The organism is Pauljensenia sp. UMB3104 (genome assembly GCF_030217285.1).
Lineage (GTDB): Bacteria > Actinomycetota > Actinomycetes > Actinomycetales > Actinomycetaceae > Pauljensenia.
In genome coordinates, this window is record NZ_JASONN010000004.1 from 138,947 (window position 1) to 154,749 (window position 15,803).

The following is a 15,803-nucleotide window of genomic DNA, read 5'->3' on the forward strand; positions in this document are numbered from 1 at the left end:
CGGACCACCCGCCCGGGAGCGCTCCGACGTCACAAACCGGGGCCCGCCAGGTTTCCACCTGACGGGCTCCGACCTCGTTGATCGTTGCAACAGCGCACGCCTCAGCGGGAGCGATCATCCCCCTGCCGCGATGCCTCGAGAGCATCAACACGGCGCTGCAGATCCTCCAGCTGGAGGCGCAAGATCGCAGCCTCCTCCGTCAGGCGACGACGATCCTCATCCGAACGCGACAGATCCACCGAAAAACGCAGCGACAGGAGCAGCAACACCACGCCGGCCACAAAGTAGCCCAAATTCAGCGGAACAACGACACCCAGCTGCATCGCCGTCCACTTCAGTGTCTGCGGGAAAATGGAGAGCAGCGCGGTAAAGAACGCGATGCAATACCACCACAGACCGTAGCGCTCCTTCAGACCCGAGTTACGCATCTTGACGAACACCATCACCAAGATGATGATCGCGAACACCAGTCCAAGCACATAGGTGGGGCTCATGCGTTCTCCTCCGGCGCCTGGGCGACCTTCTCACCGGGGCGCGAGAGAGAAACCGCGAGGGCCATCGTCGCACGCACCAGGAACAGCGCCGATTTAATCGGATTATGCGAGGGCTCCCCGCCGGCCCGCGGGTGCATCTGCACGCCAACCTCACGCACGACCAGGTGCGAGCGCGCCGCAATGACGAGCGCACCAATCGTGTCACCCAGGTACTCAGCCGGGTAATTGTGCGCAAACAGCGCCAACGCCCGGGGACCGTAGAGCTTGAAGCCACTCGTCGTATCACTGAGGCGAGTCTTGCACACGCGCGAGAGGATCAACGAGAAGAGGTTCATTGCCCACTTACGAGGACCCCGCGCACGATAGTCGCCCTTGCCCGCAAAACGCGAACCGATCACGACGTCCGCATGCTCGCGCGAAGCCGTCTCGATCAGGGTCTCAATCTCGCGCGGATCATGCTGGCCATCCGCGTCGAGCTGACACGCGTACTCGTACCCCATGCGCTGGGCGTACTGGAAGCCGGCGCGCATGGCGCCGCCGACACCCAGATTGAGGGGCAGGTCAAGGACGGCGACGCCCGCGGCGCGCGCGATATCGGCGGTCGCATCCGTCGACCCGTCGGAGACCACGAGAATGTCCGCGAAAGAAGGCTTCTCAACCTTCACCATCTCGAGGACATCACCGAGCACCTCCTCCTCGTTCCACGCAGGGATGACGATGAGCAGGCGGGATTGAGCGCTGGGACGGCTCACTCAGAGCCCCTCGCGCTCAAGCAGCTCAAGCAGGTACGCACCGTAGCCGGACTTCACCAGGGGTTCGGCGCGCTGGCGCAGCCCCTCGTCGTCAATGAAGCCCATGCGCCACGCGACCTCTTCGGGGGCGCCGATCTTCATGCCCTGGCGGGCCTCAACCGTGCGCACGAAAGCCGTGGCGTCAGCGAGCGAGTCGAACGTGCCCGTGTCCAGCCACGCGGTGCCGCGCGGCAGGACCTCAACCTTGAGCTTGCCTGCCTCGAGGTAGGAGCGGTTCACGTCGGTAATCTCGTACTCGCCGCGCGCACTCGGCTTGAGGTTGCGGGCAATCTCGACCACGTCGTTGTCGTAGAAGTACAGGCCGGGCACCGCGTAGTTCGACTTGGGGTTCTCGGGCTTCTCCTCGATGGACAGAGCGTTGTACTCCTCGTCGAATTCCACGACACCGTACGCACGCGGATTGGACACGTGGTAGGCGAAGACCGCACCGCCGTCGGGGTCGACGTGGCGACGCAGCTGGGCGCCCATGCCGGGCCCATAGAAGATGTTGTCGCCCAGGACCAGGGCGGCGCTGTCATTACCTACGTGATCGGCACCGAGCACGAAAGCCTGCGCGAGGCCGTTGGGCTCGTGCTGGACCGCGTAGGAGATGTTGACGCCGAGCTGGCTGCCGTCGCCCAGCAGGCGATGGAAGGAGGGCGCGTCATGCGGCGTGGTGATGACGAGCACCTCGGAAATACCCGCCAGCATCAGGGTTGACAGCGGGTAGTAGATCATCGGCTTGTCATAGACGGGGACGAGCTGCTTCGATGTCCCCAGCGTGATCGGGTTCAGACGGGTGCCCGAGCCGCCCGCCAGGATGATGCCTTTCATGTTGCCTCCGCTTCCCGGCGCGCCCTCGAGTAGGTCGCGCGTCGTTGACAATTATCCCTATCACCGAGTATTTTTCCACAACTTTGCCCCTGCGCGCGCCCATGGGGCGGCGCACACCGCCGCGAGGGTGTAGATCGGATAGTATTTACATGGAATGTTACGTCCGCACACAATCCACGCACGTAAGGAAGAACCATGGCGCCCACCGCTAAGCCCCTGGGGATTACGACCACGCCGATCCCCGGCTTTTTGCGCATTGATCTGACTGTTCACGGCGATAATCGAGGCTGGTTCAAGGAGAACTGGCAGCGCGAAAAGATGGTCGCGCTGGGCCTGCCGGATTTCGGCCCCGTGCAGAACAACATCTCGTTCAACGACGAGGTTGGGGTAACCCGCGGCATTCACGCGGAGCCGTGGGACAAGTTCGTGTCGGTCGCAACCGGCCGCGTGTTTGGCGCGTGGGTGGACCTGCGCGAAGGCCCATCCTTCGGCACCGTCTACACGACGATCATCGATCCGGGTGTCGCGGTCTTCGTGCCTAAGGGCGTGGGTAACTCCTACCAGACCCTGGAGCCGAACACGGCCTACACGTACCTGGTCAACGACCACTGGTCGCCGGACGCGCGCTACACCTTCCTGAACCTGGCTGACGAAACGGCCGCCGTGGATTGGCCGATCCCGCTCGAGCGCGCCATCCTGTCGGACAAGGATAAGGCTCACCCGCGCATGGCGGAGGTGACCCCCTTCCCGGCTCCCGCCCCGGTGGGTCGCCGTGCGCTCGTGACGGGTGCGAATGGTCAGCTGGGCCGCGAGCTCATGCGCGCCCTGCCCGAGGCCGGCTTCACGGTCACGGGCGTGGACCTGCCCGAGGTGTCGATTTCCGACGCCGAGCAGGTGGCCGCGCTGCCGTGGGACGACATCGACGTGGTCATCAACGCCGCCGCGTGGACGAACGTGGACGGCGCCGAGACGCCCGAGGGACGCCGTGCGACCTGGCAGGCGAACTCGACCGGCCCGGCTGTCCTGGCGTGCGAGGCGACGGCTCACGGCGTGACGATGGTCCACATTTCGACTGAGTATGTCTTTGATGGCACTCAGGATGTGCACCTTGAGGACGAGGCCCCCTCTCCCCTGGGCGCGTACGGCCAGTCGAAGGCGGGCGGCGACGCCGCGGTGGCCTCGACCCCCAAGCACTACATCGTGCGTACCTCCTGGGTTGTGGGAGACGGCAAGAACTTCCTGAAGACCATGGCATCCCTGGCAGATCAGGGCATCTCCCCCTCGGTCGTGTCCGACCAGGTGGGTCGCCTGACCTTCACGTCCGACCTGGCGCGCGGCATCATTCACCTGCTGACCACCGGCGCCGAGTTTGGCACCTACAACCTGTCGGGTGAAGGCCCGGTCATGAGCTGGGCGCAGGTCGCCAAGCGCGTGTTCGAGCTGTGCGGCCGCGATCCGGAAGACGTCACGCCCGTGACCACGGAAGAGTACTTCGCAGGCCGCGAGGTGGCTCCGCGCCCCCTGTCCTCCGTCCTGGATCTGACGAAGATCAAGGCCACCGGCTTCACCCCCGAGGATTCCTCGCAGCACATCGACTCCTACGTCGCCTCCCTGCGCGGCTGACCTCCACACGTACGAGGCCCCGGTTGCTCACGGCGAGCACTCGGGGCCTCGCTGTATGTGGCTCAGTGTTGCCCCCGTTTCGCCTGTTCTCACCGTTGACGCTGCCCCACACGCGTCTGAACGCCGACTGTCGCACAGCCGGGCGCACACACGCGGATGTGCACCCAACATCCGGATAGGTAACGACGATACGGATAGGTTAGAAGCATGCGGATAGGTTAGTAACCTATCCACATCTGAATAACCTATCCGCATGCGCACAACCTATCCGGATGCACACGATCGAGGGGTAGCTGTGGACGCTCAAGAACCGGAGCACAGCATCACCGGAGCACCCCACAACACCGGAATACCCCACAACACCGGGACACCCACAACACCGGGACACCCCACAACACCGGGACACCCCACAACACCGGAACACCCCACAACACCGGAACTCCCCAGACCACCACTACGCCTCCCCACCAATTTCGCATGCAATTCCCCGACACCTCTTTCAAACTTTGAAACCACATCATTGGTATTCCAACGTTTTCTCGATACGGTAAAACAGACCTGATGGGAATTGCATGCGAAATGGGAGGCGGCATCAAGCGCGAGCGGTCTTGCACGTACACCAACGAGGCCGGGGCCAGCCGCGCTCGATCACGCAGCTGGCCCCGGCCTCGTCAATCAGCCCTCAGAAGTACGCCTTCATCATGGAGACCAGGTCGTAGCCGTAGTTCTTGGCAGCGGCCCAGCCGGTGCGGTTCGGGTTCTCCTGGATGCCGAGGTACTCGACCACGGGGGCCGCGCCCTTGCGCACGTAGGTGAAGCGCGGGTCGACGACAGCATTCGCGAGCGACGCCGTGGTCACCGAGGAATCCGCGTAGGCGCGCAGGTGCTGAACCTGGGCGCGGATGCCGGTGCGCACGTCCGGGAAGGAGGCCCCCTTCGCGCCGCCGCCGACAGCGCCGATGCCGGAGAAGTTGTACTGACTCACGCTCACGTCACCGCCGAAGCGCAGCCAGCCCGTCTCCTTCATGGCCTGCACGAAGACCAGCTCGGGGGACACACCCTCGGCCACGGCCTCGTCGTAAACGATGGACGCGAAGTCACGGATCGTCGGCGCACCGCCAGCGGCAAGCGCACTCGGATAGCTGTAGCCCGCCTGATCCCAGGCGTCTTCCATCTCATCGATGACCTCGGAGCGCGAGGCGGTGGGTGCACTCATGATGAGGCGCTGACCCGCGGCGTTCGTCACGGAGGCGCTACGATCGGCCGAACGAGAAGCCGCAGGAGCACCGCTACCATCCGCATAGCCCAACCACGCGCCGGAGGACGCGAAGTTGGATGCGCGGCCCTCAACGGTGACCGTGCCGGTCGCCATAGCACCCGAGTTCGGGTCCAGCCAGTACCAGGCGCCATCGAGGAGCCAACCGGTGCTCATCGCGCCGGAGGACTGCATGTGGTACCAGGTGCCGCCGACCTTGACCCAGCCGGTCACCATGGCGCCGTCCCCGTCCAGGTAGTACCACGTGCCGCCGTCGAGGAGCCAGCCGGTGACCATCTGACCATTGGGCCGCATGTAGTACCAGCGGTTATCATCCTCAGTCAGCTGCCAGCCGGTGAGCATGCGCGCGTCGTCTTCGAAGAGATACCAGGCGCCGCCAACGTTGGCCCAACCGATAGCTGCCGCGCCGTTGGCACGCAGCCAGTACCAGTTGTCACCGTCCTTGAGCCAGCCGGTGGCCATGACACCGTCGGAGCCGAGGAAGTACCAGGAGCCGCCGTCCTTCACCCATCCGGTGGCCATATCGCCGTCGGGACGCAGGTAGTACCACTTGCCGTCTTCCTGCTTCCAACCCGTCACCATGGCGGTGGAGTCGTCGAAGAAGTAGCGGCGTCCATTGATCGTGGACCAGCCGCGGATCGTCCGCTTATCGGCACCCGCCCAGTACCAGCGGCCGCCGGTGGAGAACCAGCCGGTCTTAGCGGTGCCGTTGGAGATGAAGCTCCAGGAGTCGCCGTCTGCACGCCAGGTGCCCTTGCTCAGGCCGTACGCCTGGGCAATGCCGGTGGCATCGGCGATGCCGAGTGAGCGCACGAAGTTCGCGTCGTGCAGGAGTGCGGCGTCGGACGCGGAGGTCACGAAGGCATGCTCGACGATGATGCCGGTCATGTTCTCTTCGCGGGCCTGGCGGATGATCGCGTAGTAGTCGCCAGTGGAGCCGTCCGGATAGTCGTAGTAGGGGTTGTCGCGTGTCTTGATGCCGCGGTCAGCCAGCCCGAGGCTGGTGAGCTGCTTCTGGATGGCGTTGGACAGGGTACGTCCCTGCGTGTGGGTGGCGTAATTGTACGAGGAAGAGTTTCCGTACCAGACCTCGGCGCCCTTCGCGATGGGCGAGCCCGAGTTGAAGTGGATGGAGACGAGGGCGTCCGCATCCGCCGCAGCTGCCATGTCGACGCGGCTCGACAGGTCGGCGCTGGTGTTTTCCGAGGGACGGGTGTCCGTCGTGCGGGTCATGACGACGCGCACGCCGTCGTAGCTTTCCAGTTCTTCCTTCAGGGCCAGGGAGACCGCGAGGGTCAGGTCTTTTTCACGCAGGCCGTTGGCGACCGCACCGGGGTCTGAGCCGCCGTGACCGGGGTCAATGGCGATCGTGATGCCAGCTGCGTGCGCCGGCGGCACGAGGGCCGATACGGCGGCACCGAGGGCCAGGACGAGCCCGGCGACGATGGTCCTCCACGAGGAGCGCATAGTGATCCTTCGAGTTGCTGATGTGACAGTCGTGATTGTAGGTACTTATGGTGTAACTGTAAACATGAGAATAGTTACATGAATAAACTAATACGAACTAAAACGATTGCTTTTCCGCATGTGAGACGAGGCCGAGGCCCCCAGAGGACGCCGCGCGGCAACGCTGCCGTGTCAGCGCCGCAGAGAAAAGAAACCGCCAGTCCTACGCGAGCGCCGAACGCACCACCGCGGCCGCTGCGCGCGACGAGGCTAAGACCGACCGGTGCTCGCGCACCCACGCGCGCGCACCATCGCGTCCGACCCACGAGGCGGCCCCCGATGCGAGGGCGACCATGGCCTCGGCAATCTCATCGACATCGAGGGAGCATGCGACTCCGAGGGCGCTCTCCTCCACGTCTCGAGCCGCCTGCCCAGGCCCCGCGTAGATGACGGGAGTTCCCTGCGCGAGGGAGGCGAGGATCTTCGTGGGGTAGGCGTAGTCGTATCCGCCCGGGCGCAGCGAGGCGAGCGTGGCGGTGGCTCGCGCCATCCACCGGTCGGCCTCGTGTGCACTAACCGCAGGAATAAGGTCGACGCCGGCCACGCCCCTTGCATGCTCAGCGAGGGCATCCCACCCGCTCCCCTGCCCCACGAACACCAGGCGCGCGTCGCCGAGCCGCTCACGCGCACGCTCGAAGGCGTCGACGAAGACCTCGGGAGCCAGCCACTGGGCGACCGTTCCCGCGTAGACGAAGACGGGACCTGAGCAGGTAGGGAATCCGTCGGGCACGCCGGTGGCCACAGCCTCAGGCACGCGAACACCGTTGGGGACGACGGCAACATCGCGCGCCCCCAACTCACGGGCACGGCGGGCAACCCCGTCGGAGACGGCGATGACGCGGCGCGCACCGCGCAGCGCGAAAGACTCCAGGCCAGCGACCGTGCGCACGACCAGGCCGGGAACCCCCGCGAGCGCGGCCGCGTCCGAGACAATATCGGCGCAGTAGTACACGTAGGGAACGCGGCGGAGCGCGCATGCAAGGCGCACGGCGACACCGGTCGTGGGCGGGGGTTCACTGACGACGACGTCGGGGCGGGGGCCGCCGAGGAGCCGGGCGAGGAGGGGCAGGTCGAAGGACATGTAGGAGACGTATCCTCGCACCGCGCCCGTGCGGTCTCGCAGGACGGGGGCACGGTGCACCTCGACGAGGCCGGGGCCCTCCCCTGCGTGAGCGCTAGCGTCCTCGGGAGCCTGGGTTTCCTCGGTTTCTCGGGCGTCGCGGGCGACGGAGGACGCCAGGCGTGAGGTGAGGACACGGACCGTATCGCCGCCCACGGCGAGCGCGCGGGCGAGGGCCCCGAGGCGCAGCGCGGCGGCTGTGGGCTCGGGTGTAAAGGTGCGGGTCGCCAGAGTGACTAGCATGCGGGAGCGCTTCCCCCGCCGATCGTGATGCGCGGCGTGCCCGCCCAGGCTTCGGGCGAGGTGATCGCGCGGCCGTCGACGAGGAGGCGCACGCCGGGCAGGTCCGCGGGCATCAGGTTCCGGTAGCCGGCATGGTCGGCCTGGACGATGGCGACATCCACCGGTTCTCCGAGGTGGTAGGCGTCCCACCCGAAGTCGGCGAGCTCCTCATCGCTGTAGAGGGGGTCGTGGACGCGCACCCGCGCCCCGGCCTCGCGCAGGGCATCGACGACACCAAAGACGCCGGAGAACGCGGTTTCCTTCACCCCGCCGCGGTAGGCGGCACCCAGGACCGCGACGCGCAGGCCCGCAAGGGATCCCAGCAGGGCGGCGGCGCGCGCGACCGCATAGGCGGGCATCGCGGCGTTGGCGGCTCGTGCTGCGGATACGACGGTCGCCTCCGGGTCGCCGGCCAGGTACAGGCGCGGGTAGACGGGGATGCAGTGGCCGCCGACCGCGATGCCGGGCCGGTGGATGTGGGAGTAGGGCTGGGAATTGCAGGCCTCAATGACACGCGCGACGTCGATGCCAACAGCGTCCGCGTAGCGTGCGAACTGGTTGGCCAGGCCGATATTGACGTCCCGGTAGGTGGTTTCGGCGAGCTTAGCCATCTCGGCGGCCTCGGCGCTGCCCATGGACCACACGCCGTTGGGGCGCGGCAGGTCGTCGCGCTCATCGAAGGAGAGGACGGCCTCGTAGAAGGAGACGCCGCGCGCCTCGCCGGATTCACTCAGGCCCCCGACGAGCTTCGGGTAGCGCGCCAGGTCGGCGAACACGCGCCCGGTGAGGACGCGCTCGGGCGAGAACACGACGTCGAAGTCGCAGCCCTCGACCAGGCCGGACACCTCCTCAATGAGGGGCTTGTAGCGTCCGCGCGTCGTCCCCACGGGCAGGGTCGTCTCGTAGGAAACGAGAGTACCGGGGGTCAGGTGCTCGGCCATGGAGTGGGTCGCGGCGTCCATGATCGCGAAGTCGGGGCGGCTCTCGTCATCGACGACGAGGGGCACAACCATGACGACCGCGTCGGCTCCGGGGATCGCCTCGGCGTACTCGGTCGTGGCCCGCAGGGCGCCGGAGGAAGCGAGCGAGGGCAGATACTCGGCGAGGTGCGCCTCGCCCGGGAAGGGTTCTTCTCCCACGTTGATAAGGTCGACCACGCGGGGGTTCACGTCCACACCGACGACGGCGTGTCCGCCGCGCGCGTAGTGCACCGCCAGCGGCAGACCAATCTTGCCCATGCCGACGACCGCGATACGCATGGGGTCCCCTTTCCGTCTCCGGCCTCGTTGTTCCCCTCCAGTGTAGTGCCCCGCCCCACCTACAATGGGGGCGTGTATCGCGCGCTCAACCTTCTGCTCTACCCGTCGAACCTGGCCTCGCCCGGGCGACTGGTGAAGATCGCGCGTTCACTGTCCCCGCTCTTCACCCAGACGCACATCGTCGGCATCGATCAGGGCGGGCTCCCCACGGACGAGGCCGTGGCCCCCACCGTGCACCTCACGAGGATTCGGGGTGCGTCCCTGGGTGCGCCCTTGGGCGGAGTGAGGGTCGTCGGGGCGTGGGGGGCGCGCGTGTACCGCCGCTTCGCGAGGCAGCGCGTCGCGGCCGTCTCCGCGCAGAACTTGTTCCTGCTGCCCCTCGCGCACGCGTTGGCGCGGCGAACGGGTGCGGTGTTTGCGTACAACGCGCACGAGCTTGAGACCGAGACGGTGGGATCGGCGGGCCTGCGCCAGCGCCTCCAGCGCGTGATTGAGCGCCGCTACATCCACCGCGCGGACGTGGTGTCCGTGGTCAACGAGTCGATCGCGCAGTGGTACCGCGAGGCCTACCCCGGCGTGGATCCGGTGGTCGTGACGAACGCTCCGACGGGCTCGGATGGGGTCATCGACCTGCGCGGGCAGCTGGGAATCCCGCAGGACGCGCTCCTGTACCTCCATTCGGGCTACCTGGCGCCTGGGCGTAATATTCCCTTGATTCTGCGGGCGTTTGAGCAGGTGAAGAGCGCGCACGTGGTCTTCGTCGGCGCGGGTGCCCTGTTGCCCGAGGTCGAGCGGGCCGCAGCGGAACACGCGAACATCCACCGTCTGCCTCCCGTGGAGCCGGATCAGGTCTTGGCGATGACGCGCGGGGCTGACGTGGCGTTGTGCCTCATCGAGTCCGGGTGCCTGTCGCACCGCATGTCCACGCCCAACAAGATGATGGAGGCCTTCGCGGCCGGGGTGCCCGCGCTGTGTTCTCCCCTGGCCGAGGCCCGCCGTTACCTGGGCGATCAGGCCGACACGTGGGTGCTGGAGGACCCGGAGCGCGACCTCATTGGGGCCCTGGAATCCATCACGCGAGAGGACATCGAGGCTTTTTCAGCCCCGGAAATCCCGACGTGGGAGGAGGGCGCGGCGCGCTTGCGGCAGGCCTACGAGCAAGCCCTCGCCGCGCGAGCGACACATCAATAGTTCCCCCAAAATCTCGCACGTAATTTGGGTTTACTAACTTTTCTTAGCATTCCAAAAAATGACGGAATATCAAGGTTTTTAACCTTACACAGAAATGGACCATATGGAAATTACGTGCGACTTTTGGGGAGGGCCATCACGCGGTCTGAGGCCGCGCGCTATCCCCGCGGTCGTAAGCGCGCGCCGTCAGGACGGCCATCACGAGCATCCCCGCCAGCAGAGCAGCCATCAGCGCCCCCAGCACCGCGACCGTCGTCTCGACGCCGTAGGGGCTGCACGCGAGCCAGATCAGCGGCGCCGCGCAGTACACGCACGCGAAGGCCAGCATGCGCCGCTGGTGGTAGGTCGCGACGAACACATTGGACAGCGGCGAGGTCGCCACCGTCAAGGCCAGCCACGGGGCCAGGGAACGCGCGAAGTATCCGGCTGCCTCCCAGCGCCCACCGAACACGAGGGGGAAAAGCGCCGGGCTGACCCACGCGAGGAGGGCGAACACAGGGATCGAGCAAGCCAGGGCGATGCTGCCGACGCGCACGACCACGCGGGTCATCTGCCCAGCGGGCGTATCCGACAGGCGCGGCAAGTACACCTGCGACAAGGCCCCCGCGATGAGGGCGACCGGGGCCTGCAGAGCCAGCCACGCCATGTTGAACTGTCCGAGCGAGGCCACGGAATACGTGGCAATCAGCAGAGGGATCGCGCTCGTGCGCACCGCATCGACGACGACGTTGGGCACACCGACGAGCGCCATCTTGCGGTAGCGCGAAGCCACCTCACGCAGGGTCGGATCCGCAGCCTCGCGCTCGCGGGCGTCGCGGGCGCGCCACGACAGGTAGGCGACGGCGAGGCCCTGGCCAGCGATCGTCGCACCGATGGCGGCGCCCAGGCCACCGCCAGCCAGGAAACCGCACAGCAGTTGCAGGGCCGCGATCCCGAGAGAGCGCACGACCGACGAGCTTGCAATCGCCTGGAAGCGCCGGTGGCGGGTCAGCCAGTAGGAGCACACCTGCCCCTGGGCCAGGAACAGGACGGAGACGCCGACGGCGAGCATCCAACCCGCAAGCGCCACCCCGTAGCGCGCGCTCACCCACGGCCAGGCGGCGGCAGCACAGAGGGTGGCCAGGGCGGAGGCGACCAGCACACAGCGCGAGGCCAGGCGGGCCAGGGAACGGGCCGAGGCCTCGTCGCCGGGCGCGGGCAGGACGATGCTGAGGTCGAAGCGGGCGCCCGCGACGGCCGCGCCGAGCGTGGCAGCGGAGGTGAAGATGCCCAGGTAGCCCAGGTCCGTGTCCGTGTAGAGGCGGGCGATGCCGATCTGGGCGACGAATGCGATGACCTGGGCAAGGAGGGTGCCGCCAAGGAGGGTGAGCACCTGCGCGAGGACGCCCGAGCGGGCGGGGCGGGCAGGTGCGTTCATCATGGACTCATTTAATCACCTGGGGCGCGCGGCTTGCCCCTAGGATGGTGGCATGCCCGCTCCCCGCTCCGCGCCCGCCGCCGGGTGGAACTCGTGAGGGTCGCCCTGACGAAGGGAACCCTGCTGGTTCCCCCGACCTACTTCGCGCTCTCGCACGCCCTGGCGATGCCACAGCTCGATTGGCAGGTTTTCACGCTCGCGGCGCGCGTCACCGATCCGGCCGTCACGATTCCCATCGACGAGGCCGCGCCCCGCGCGCTCGGCGGCCCGCTCCCGCTTCGATTCGCGGCGCAGGCACGAGGCCTGGGACAGTTGCGCCGTGCAATCAGCGCGTGGGATCCGGACGTTATCCACCAGCACCAGGCAACCTGGTCTCTGCCGGCCGTGGCGGCGGCGCGAGAGACGGGCGTGCCCCTCGTGGTGACGCTGCACGGCGGGGACGCCTATCCAAGGCTCGGGCGCGGCGCGGGTGCCGCGTGGAACACGCGCAATCGGCGGGCGGCCTTCGAGGGCGCGTCGCGACTACTCGCCGTCTCGAGCTACCTGGCGGATGTCGCACTGGGAGCGGGGGCCGATCCGCAGCGGCTGAGCGTGCACTATCAGGGCGTGGATGCCGACTGGTGGACGCCAGCCACCCCGCCAGCCATTGATTCGCATGAGGAGCCCATCGTCCTGTTCGTGGGCGCTCTGAGCCACTTGAAAGGCGTGGACGATCTGGCCTGGGCTTCGTCGGCTCTGGTGGGGCGCCGCCCACATCGCCTCGTCCTCGTCGGTGACGGGCCGCTGGCACCCGCACTGCGCGAACACGCGCCCGCCCACGTGACGTTCACGGGCCCGCTGGATCGTGAGGGGGTGCGCGCCTGGATGCGCCGCGCCCACGTCCTCGTCCTGCCCACGAAGCCGACGCAGGGACGGCAGGAGGCCGCGGGACTCGTCCTGCTCGAGGCTCAGGCGTGCGGCGTTCCCGTCATCGCCTATTCCACGGGCGGCACGCCGGAGATGGTCGCGCCCGGGGCCTCGCTGCTCACGGCCGAGCGCTCACCGAATGCTCTCGTCCGTTCGATCGACGAGGCCTTGGCCTGGTCGGAGGATGAGCGCGCGGATCGGGCGGCGGCGTGCCGGGCGTGGGTGACACGCGAGCGATCACTGCGTGGTGCAACCCGCCAGCTCCGTGCGATCTACGACGACGTGACCCGGTAGCGCCGCGCTCTACAGGTCGACGGTCCGTCCGGTGTCGGCCGATGTCAGGATGGCCTCGACGACGCGCAGGTTCTCCAGGGCCTCGTCCATCGTGACGTGCTCGGCGCCCACTCCGAGGATCGCGTCGCGGAAGCGCTCGTGTTCGAGGGCGAGGGGTTCGCGCTTGGTGAGGGCGTAGCGTACGACCTGCCCCTCGCTGACCCCGCGGAAGGCGGCGATAGCGTCCCACTGCAGGGGCGCGTGGCCATTCTCGTAGAAGGTCAGGTCCCCCATCGCGGTGTCTGCGACGAGCGCGCCGCGCTCCCCCGTCACGATCGTCGTTCGGTCCTTGTAGGGGGTGAGCCAGTTGACGAGGTGGTTGACGAGGATGCCGCCGGCAAGCACGCCCGAGGCGACCATCATGTCCTCGTGGGGGCGCCCCGAGCGCGCGGACGTGCGCGCGTAGATGCTCTCGTAGGGGGCATCCGCCACCCACGCGGCCAGGTCTACGTCGTGCGTGGCAAGGTCCTTCACGACGCCGACGTCGCTAATGCGCGCGGGGAAGGGCGACTGGCGACGCGTCGCGATCTGCTCGATCTCGCCAAGCTGGCCCTCCGCGATGCGCCGACGCATGTCGATGAGCGCGGGATTGCAGCGCTCGACGTAGCCGACAGCTCCCACGAGGCCCGCGGCCGCGAAGGCATCGCGGATGCGCCGGCCCGCCTCCACGCTCGTGGCGAGAGGCTTTTCGACGAGGGTGTGCACCCCGGCCTCGGCGAGCGCGAGGGCCGCAGCCTCGTGGTGAGCGGTGGGAGCGGCGATGATCGCGGCGTCAATACCTGCCTCGATGAGCTCCTCGACGCCACCCAGCACGGGCAGGTCACCCGCAACGCCGAAGCGGTCACCGCCCGGGTCAGCGAGCGCGACGAGGTCCACCCCGGCGGTCGCGCGCGCGTTGCGCACATGGTGTCGACCCATCGAGCCGATGCCAAGGATTCCCAAGCGAATGGTCATCAGGCACCCGCTTCCGCGAGCGCGTTGATGCCCTGTGCGATGCGTTCCAGCTCGCCGGGAGTCAGCGAGGGGTAAATCGGCAGGGAGAGGACCTGGGCGGCGGCCTCACGGGTGGCGGGCAGCTCCGCGTCGGGGGCGAAACGGGCCAAGGAGGGCAGCTCGTGGTTCGGGATCGGGTAGTAGACGCCCGAGCCGATGCCGTATTCGTCGCGCAGAGCATCGGCGAAGCCGTCGCGGTCCTCGGGCACGCGGATCGTGTACTGGTGGTAGACGTGTGTGGCGCCGGGAGCGACGTGAGGGACGGTGACGCCGCGCAGGTGCGCGTTCAGGAACGCGGCGTTCTCGCGGCGCTTGGCTGTCCATGCCCCGACTTTGGTGAGCTGAACGCGCCCGATCGCCGCATGGATGTCGGTCATGCGGTTATTGAGGCCCACAATTTCGTTGGCGTAGCGCGTCTCCATGCCCTGGTTGCGCGCGAGGCGTACGCCTCGGATGATGCCGGGGTCGGCGGAGGTGACCATGCCGCCCTCGCCGCTGGTCATGTTCTTCGTCGGGTAGAAGGAAAAGGCCGCGAAGCTGCCGAAGGAGCCGACCGCCGTCCCGTGCAGGGTCGCGCCGTGGGCCTGTGCGGCGTCCTCAAAAATCATGAGTCCGTGCTCAGTGGCAATCGCCTGGAGCGCGTCCATGGGCGCGGGGTGGCCGTAAAGATGGACGGGCATGATGGCGCGCGTGCGCGGGGTGATCGAGGCTTCGACGGCGGCCGGGGAGAGCGTGAAGGTGAGCGGGTCAATGTCGGCGAAGACGGGGGTCGCGCCCGTGATGGCCACCGAGTTCGCTGTGGCCGCGAAGGTGAAGGAGGGGACGATGACCTCGTCGCCCGGCCCGATCCCCGCGGCGAGCAGTCCCAGGTGCAGCGCGGAGGTCCCCGAGTTGACCGCGACGGCTCGGGTTCCGGGCACGAGGGCGGCCACAAACTCGTCCTCAAAGGCTGCCACCTGCGGGCCCTGGGCGATCATGCCCGTGCGCATGACGGCCGCGACCGCGTCGATCTCCTCCTCGCCGATGAGCGGGCGAGCGGGCGGGATGAACGGCTGCGTCATGGCTGGTCCTCACGGGTCTGGGCGGGTGTCGCGGGTGTGCTCGGGGACGAGGCGTGGGCTGCCTCGGGCGACAGGGCGCCGCCACGCTCGACGTAGCGGCGTCCCGTGGCCGGGCACACCCACGTGCGGTCCCCGGCCTCGTTCGTCGGTTCCTCATCGGCGGCCACGAGAGGCACGCCAGCTTCGCCGACCCACCCGATACGGCGCGCGGGCACGCCGACGACGAGGGCGTAGGGGGCCACGTCCGACGTGACGACCGCGCCCGCGCCGACCGACGCCCACGCGCCGATGCGCACGGGGGCGACGCACACGGCGCGAGCCCCGATGGCAGCGCCTCGATCGACAGTGACACCGACGCGTTCCCAGTCACTCGCGCTCTTGAGGCTCCCGTCGGGGTTGATCGCGCGGGGGCAATGGTCGTTCGTGAAGACGGCCGCGGGCCCAACGAATACACCGTCGGCCAGGGAGGCGGGCTCGTAGATGAGGGCGTAGTTCTGGATCTTGCAGCGATTCCCGACGCGTACGCCTTCGCCGATGTATGCACCCCGACCGACGATCGTCTCTTCGCCGATAGTTGCATCTTCTCGAACCTGGGCGAGATGCCACACGCGGGCGCTGGGGGCCACCATCGCACTGGGCGCCACGTCGGCGCTGGGCTCGATCACGCTGCTTCCCTCTCCTTGTTGCTGCACGCGCGGGCGCGCTCACAGATACCCT

The 15,803-nt window shown here is 67.7% G+C and carries 13 protein-coding genes; 3 read left to right on the forward strand and 10 right to left on the reverse strand.

Going from position 1 to position 15,803, the window contains the following annotated elements; all coding sequences use genetic code 11:
- Positions 1-101 precede the first annotated feature (101 nt).
- Genes QP415_RS03705 through rfbA form a run of 3 tightly spaced genes read right to left on the reverse strand, consistent with a single transcriptional unit; the run spans position 102 to position 2,119 of the window.
- Positions 102-494: a DUF2304 domain-containing protein gene (locus tag QP415_RS03705; RefSeq protein WP_048677266.1), complete on the reverse strand. Its 393-nt coding sequence runs from the start codon at positions 492-494 to the stop codon at positions 102-104.
- Entirely contained in the window at positions 491-1,246 is a 756-nt protein-coding gene (locus QP415_RS03710; RefSeq protein ID WP_016460129.1) for a glycosyltransferase family 2 protein, read from the reverse strand. The genes QP415_RS03705 and QP415_RS03710 overlap by 4 nt, the downstream gene beginning before the upstream one ends.
- On the reverse strand, positions 1,247-2,119 hold the full coding sequence (gene rfbA / locus QP415_RS03715) for a glucose-1-phosphate thymidylyltransferase RfbA (RefSeq protein ID WP_016460130.1): 873 nt from the start codon (positions 2,117-2,119) through the stop codon (positions 1,247-1,249). It abuts the gene before it with no gap.
- Between the two features lie 195 nt (positions 2,120-2,314).
- Here rfbA and QP415_RS03720 point away from each other — a divergent pair, with 195 nt between their 5' ends.
- A complete protein-coding gene (locus QP415_RS03720) occupies positions 2,315-3,742 on the forward strand; it encodes a bifunctional dTDP-4-dehydrorhamnose 3,5-epimerase family protein/NAD(P)-dependent oxidoreductase (protein WP_285098777.1) in 1,428 nt (475 codons plus the stop codon).
- A 682-nt stretch (positions 3,743-4,424) separates the two neighbouring features.
- Here the strand turns inward: QP415_RS03720 and QP415_RS03725 are convergent.
- From QP415_RS03725 to QP415_RS03735, 3 genes are all read right to left on the reverse strand, one after another.
- Positions 4,425-6,485, reverse strand: a complete 2,061-nt coding sequence (locus QP415_RS03725; protein WP_285098795.1) for an N-acetylmuramoyl-L-alanine amidase — start codon at positions 6,483-6,485, stop codon at positions 4,425-4,427.
- 202 nt (positions 6,486-6,687) lie between these two features.
- A complete protein-coding gene (locus QP415_RS03730) occupies positions 6,688-7,887 on the reverse strand; it encodes a glycosyltransferase (protein ID WP_285098796.1) in 1,200 nt (399 codons plus the stop codon).
- Positions 7,881-9,185 carry a nucleotide sugar dehydrogenase gene (locus tag QP415_RS03735; RefSeq protein WP_285098798.1) on the reverse strand — a complete coding sequence of 435 codons (1,305 nt, stop codon included), beginning with the start codon at positions 9,183-9,185 and terminating at the stop codon, positions 7,881-7,883. Before QP415_RS03735 ends, QP415_RS03730 begins: the two co-directional genes overlap by 7 nt.
- Positions 9,186-9,230: 45 nt before the next feature.
- Between QP415_RS03735 and QP415_RS03740 the strand changes: the two genes are divergently transcribed.
- Positions 9,231-10,376 carry a glycosyltransferase gene (locus QP415_RS03740; RefSeq protein WP_285098800.1) on the forward strand — a complete coding sequence of 382 codons (1,146 nt, stop codon included), beginning with the start codon at positions 9,231-9,233 and terminating at the stop codon, positions 10,374-10,376.
- 136 nt (positions 10,377-10,512) lie between these two features.
- On the opposite strand, the gene QP415_RS03745 is transcribed toward QP415_RS03740, so the two are convergent.
- Positions 10,513-11,796: a lipopolysaccharide biosynthesis protein gene (locus QP415_RS03745; RefSeq protein ID WP_285098802.1), complete on the reverse strand. Its 1,284-nt coding sequence runs from the start codon at positions 11,794-11,796 to the stop codon at positions 10,513-10,515.
- A 90-nt stretch (positions 11,797-11,886) separates the two neighbouring features.
- On the opposite strand from QP415_RS03745, the gene QP415_RS03750 reads away from it, so the two are divergent.
- Entirely contained in the window at positions 11,887-12,993 is a 1,107-nt protein-coding gene (locus QP415_RS03750; protein WP_285098804.1) for a glycosyltransferase, read from the forward strand.
- A 9-nt stretch (positions 12,994-13,002) separates the two neighbouring features.
- Here QP415_RS03750 and QP415_RS03755 read toward each other — a convergent pair whose 3' ends face one another.
- Genes QP415_RS03755 through QP415_RS03765 form a run of 3 tightly spaced genes read right to left on the reverse strand, consistent with a single transcriptional unit; the run spans position 13,003 to position 15,751 of the window.
- Positions 13,003-13,986, reverse strand: a complete 984-nt coding sequence (locus QP415_RS03755) for a Gfo/Idh/MocA family protein (protein WP_285098806.1) — start codon at positions 13,984-13,986, stop codon at positions 13,003-13,005.
- The gene (locus tag QP415_RS03760; protein WP_285098808.1) at positions 13,986-15,086 is read right to left on the reverse strand and encodes a DegT/DnrJ/EryC1/StrS family aminotransferase; all 1,101 of its coding nucleotides are present in this window, start codon (positions 15,084-15,086) and stop codon (positions 13,986-13,988) included. The genes QP415_RS03755 and QP415_RS03760 overlap by 1 nt, the downstream gene beginning before the upstream one ends.
- Complete coding sequence (locus QP415_RS03765) at positions 15,083-15,751, reverse strand: acyltransferase (protein ID WP_285098810.1); 669 nt, start codon at positions 15,749-15,751, stop codon at positions 15,083-15,085. Before QP415_RS03765 ends, QP415_RS03760 begins: the two co-directional genes overlap by 4 nt.
- Between the last annotated feature and the right edge of the window lie 52 nt (positions 15,752-15,803).

What these genes read in the sequence shown, in the direction of transcription:
- QP415_RS03705 (WP_048677266.1), bottom strand. Translation starts at nt 494, where the DNA reads ATGAGCCCCACCTATGTGCTTGGACTGGTGTTCGCGATCATCATCTTG.
- rfbA (WP_016460130.1), bottom strand. Translation starts at nt 2,119, where the DNA reads ATGAAAGGCATCATCCTGGCGGGCGGCTCGGGCACCCGTCTGAACCCG.
- QP415_RS03720 (WP_285098777.1), top strand. Translation starts at nt 2,315, where the DNA reads ATGGCGCCCACCGCTAAGCCCCTGGGGATTACGACCACGCCGATCCCC.
- QP415_RS03725 (WP_285098795.1), bottom strand. Translation starts at nt 6,485, where the DNA reads ATGCGCTCCTCGTGGAGGACCATCGTCGCCGGGCTCGTCCTGGCCCTC.
- QP415_RS03730 (WP_285098796.1), bottom strand. Translation starts at nt 7,887, where the DNA reads ATGCTAGTCACTCTGGCGACCCGCACCTTTACACCCGAGCCCACAGCC.
- QP415_RS03735 (WP_285098798.1), bottom strand. Translation starts at nt 9,185, where the DNA reads ATGCGTATCGCGGTCGTCGGCATGGGCAAGATTGGTCTGCCGCTGGCG.
- QP415_RS03745 (WP_285098802.1), bottom strand. Translation starts at nt 11,796, where the DNA reads ATGATGAACGCACCTGCCCGCCCCGCCCGCTCGGGCGTCCTCGCGCAG.
- QP415_RS03755 (WP_285098806.1), bottom strand. Translation starts at nt 13,986, where the DNA reads ATGACCATTCGCTTGGGAATCCTTGGCATCGGCTCGATGGGTCGACAC.
- QP415_RS03760 (WP_285098808.1), bottom strand. Translation starts at nt 15,086, where the DNA reads ATGACGCAGCCGTTCATCCCGCCCGCTCGCCCGCTCATCGGCGAGGAG.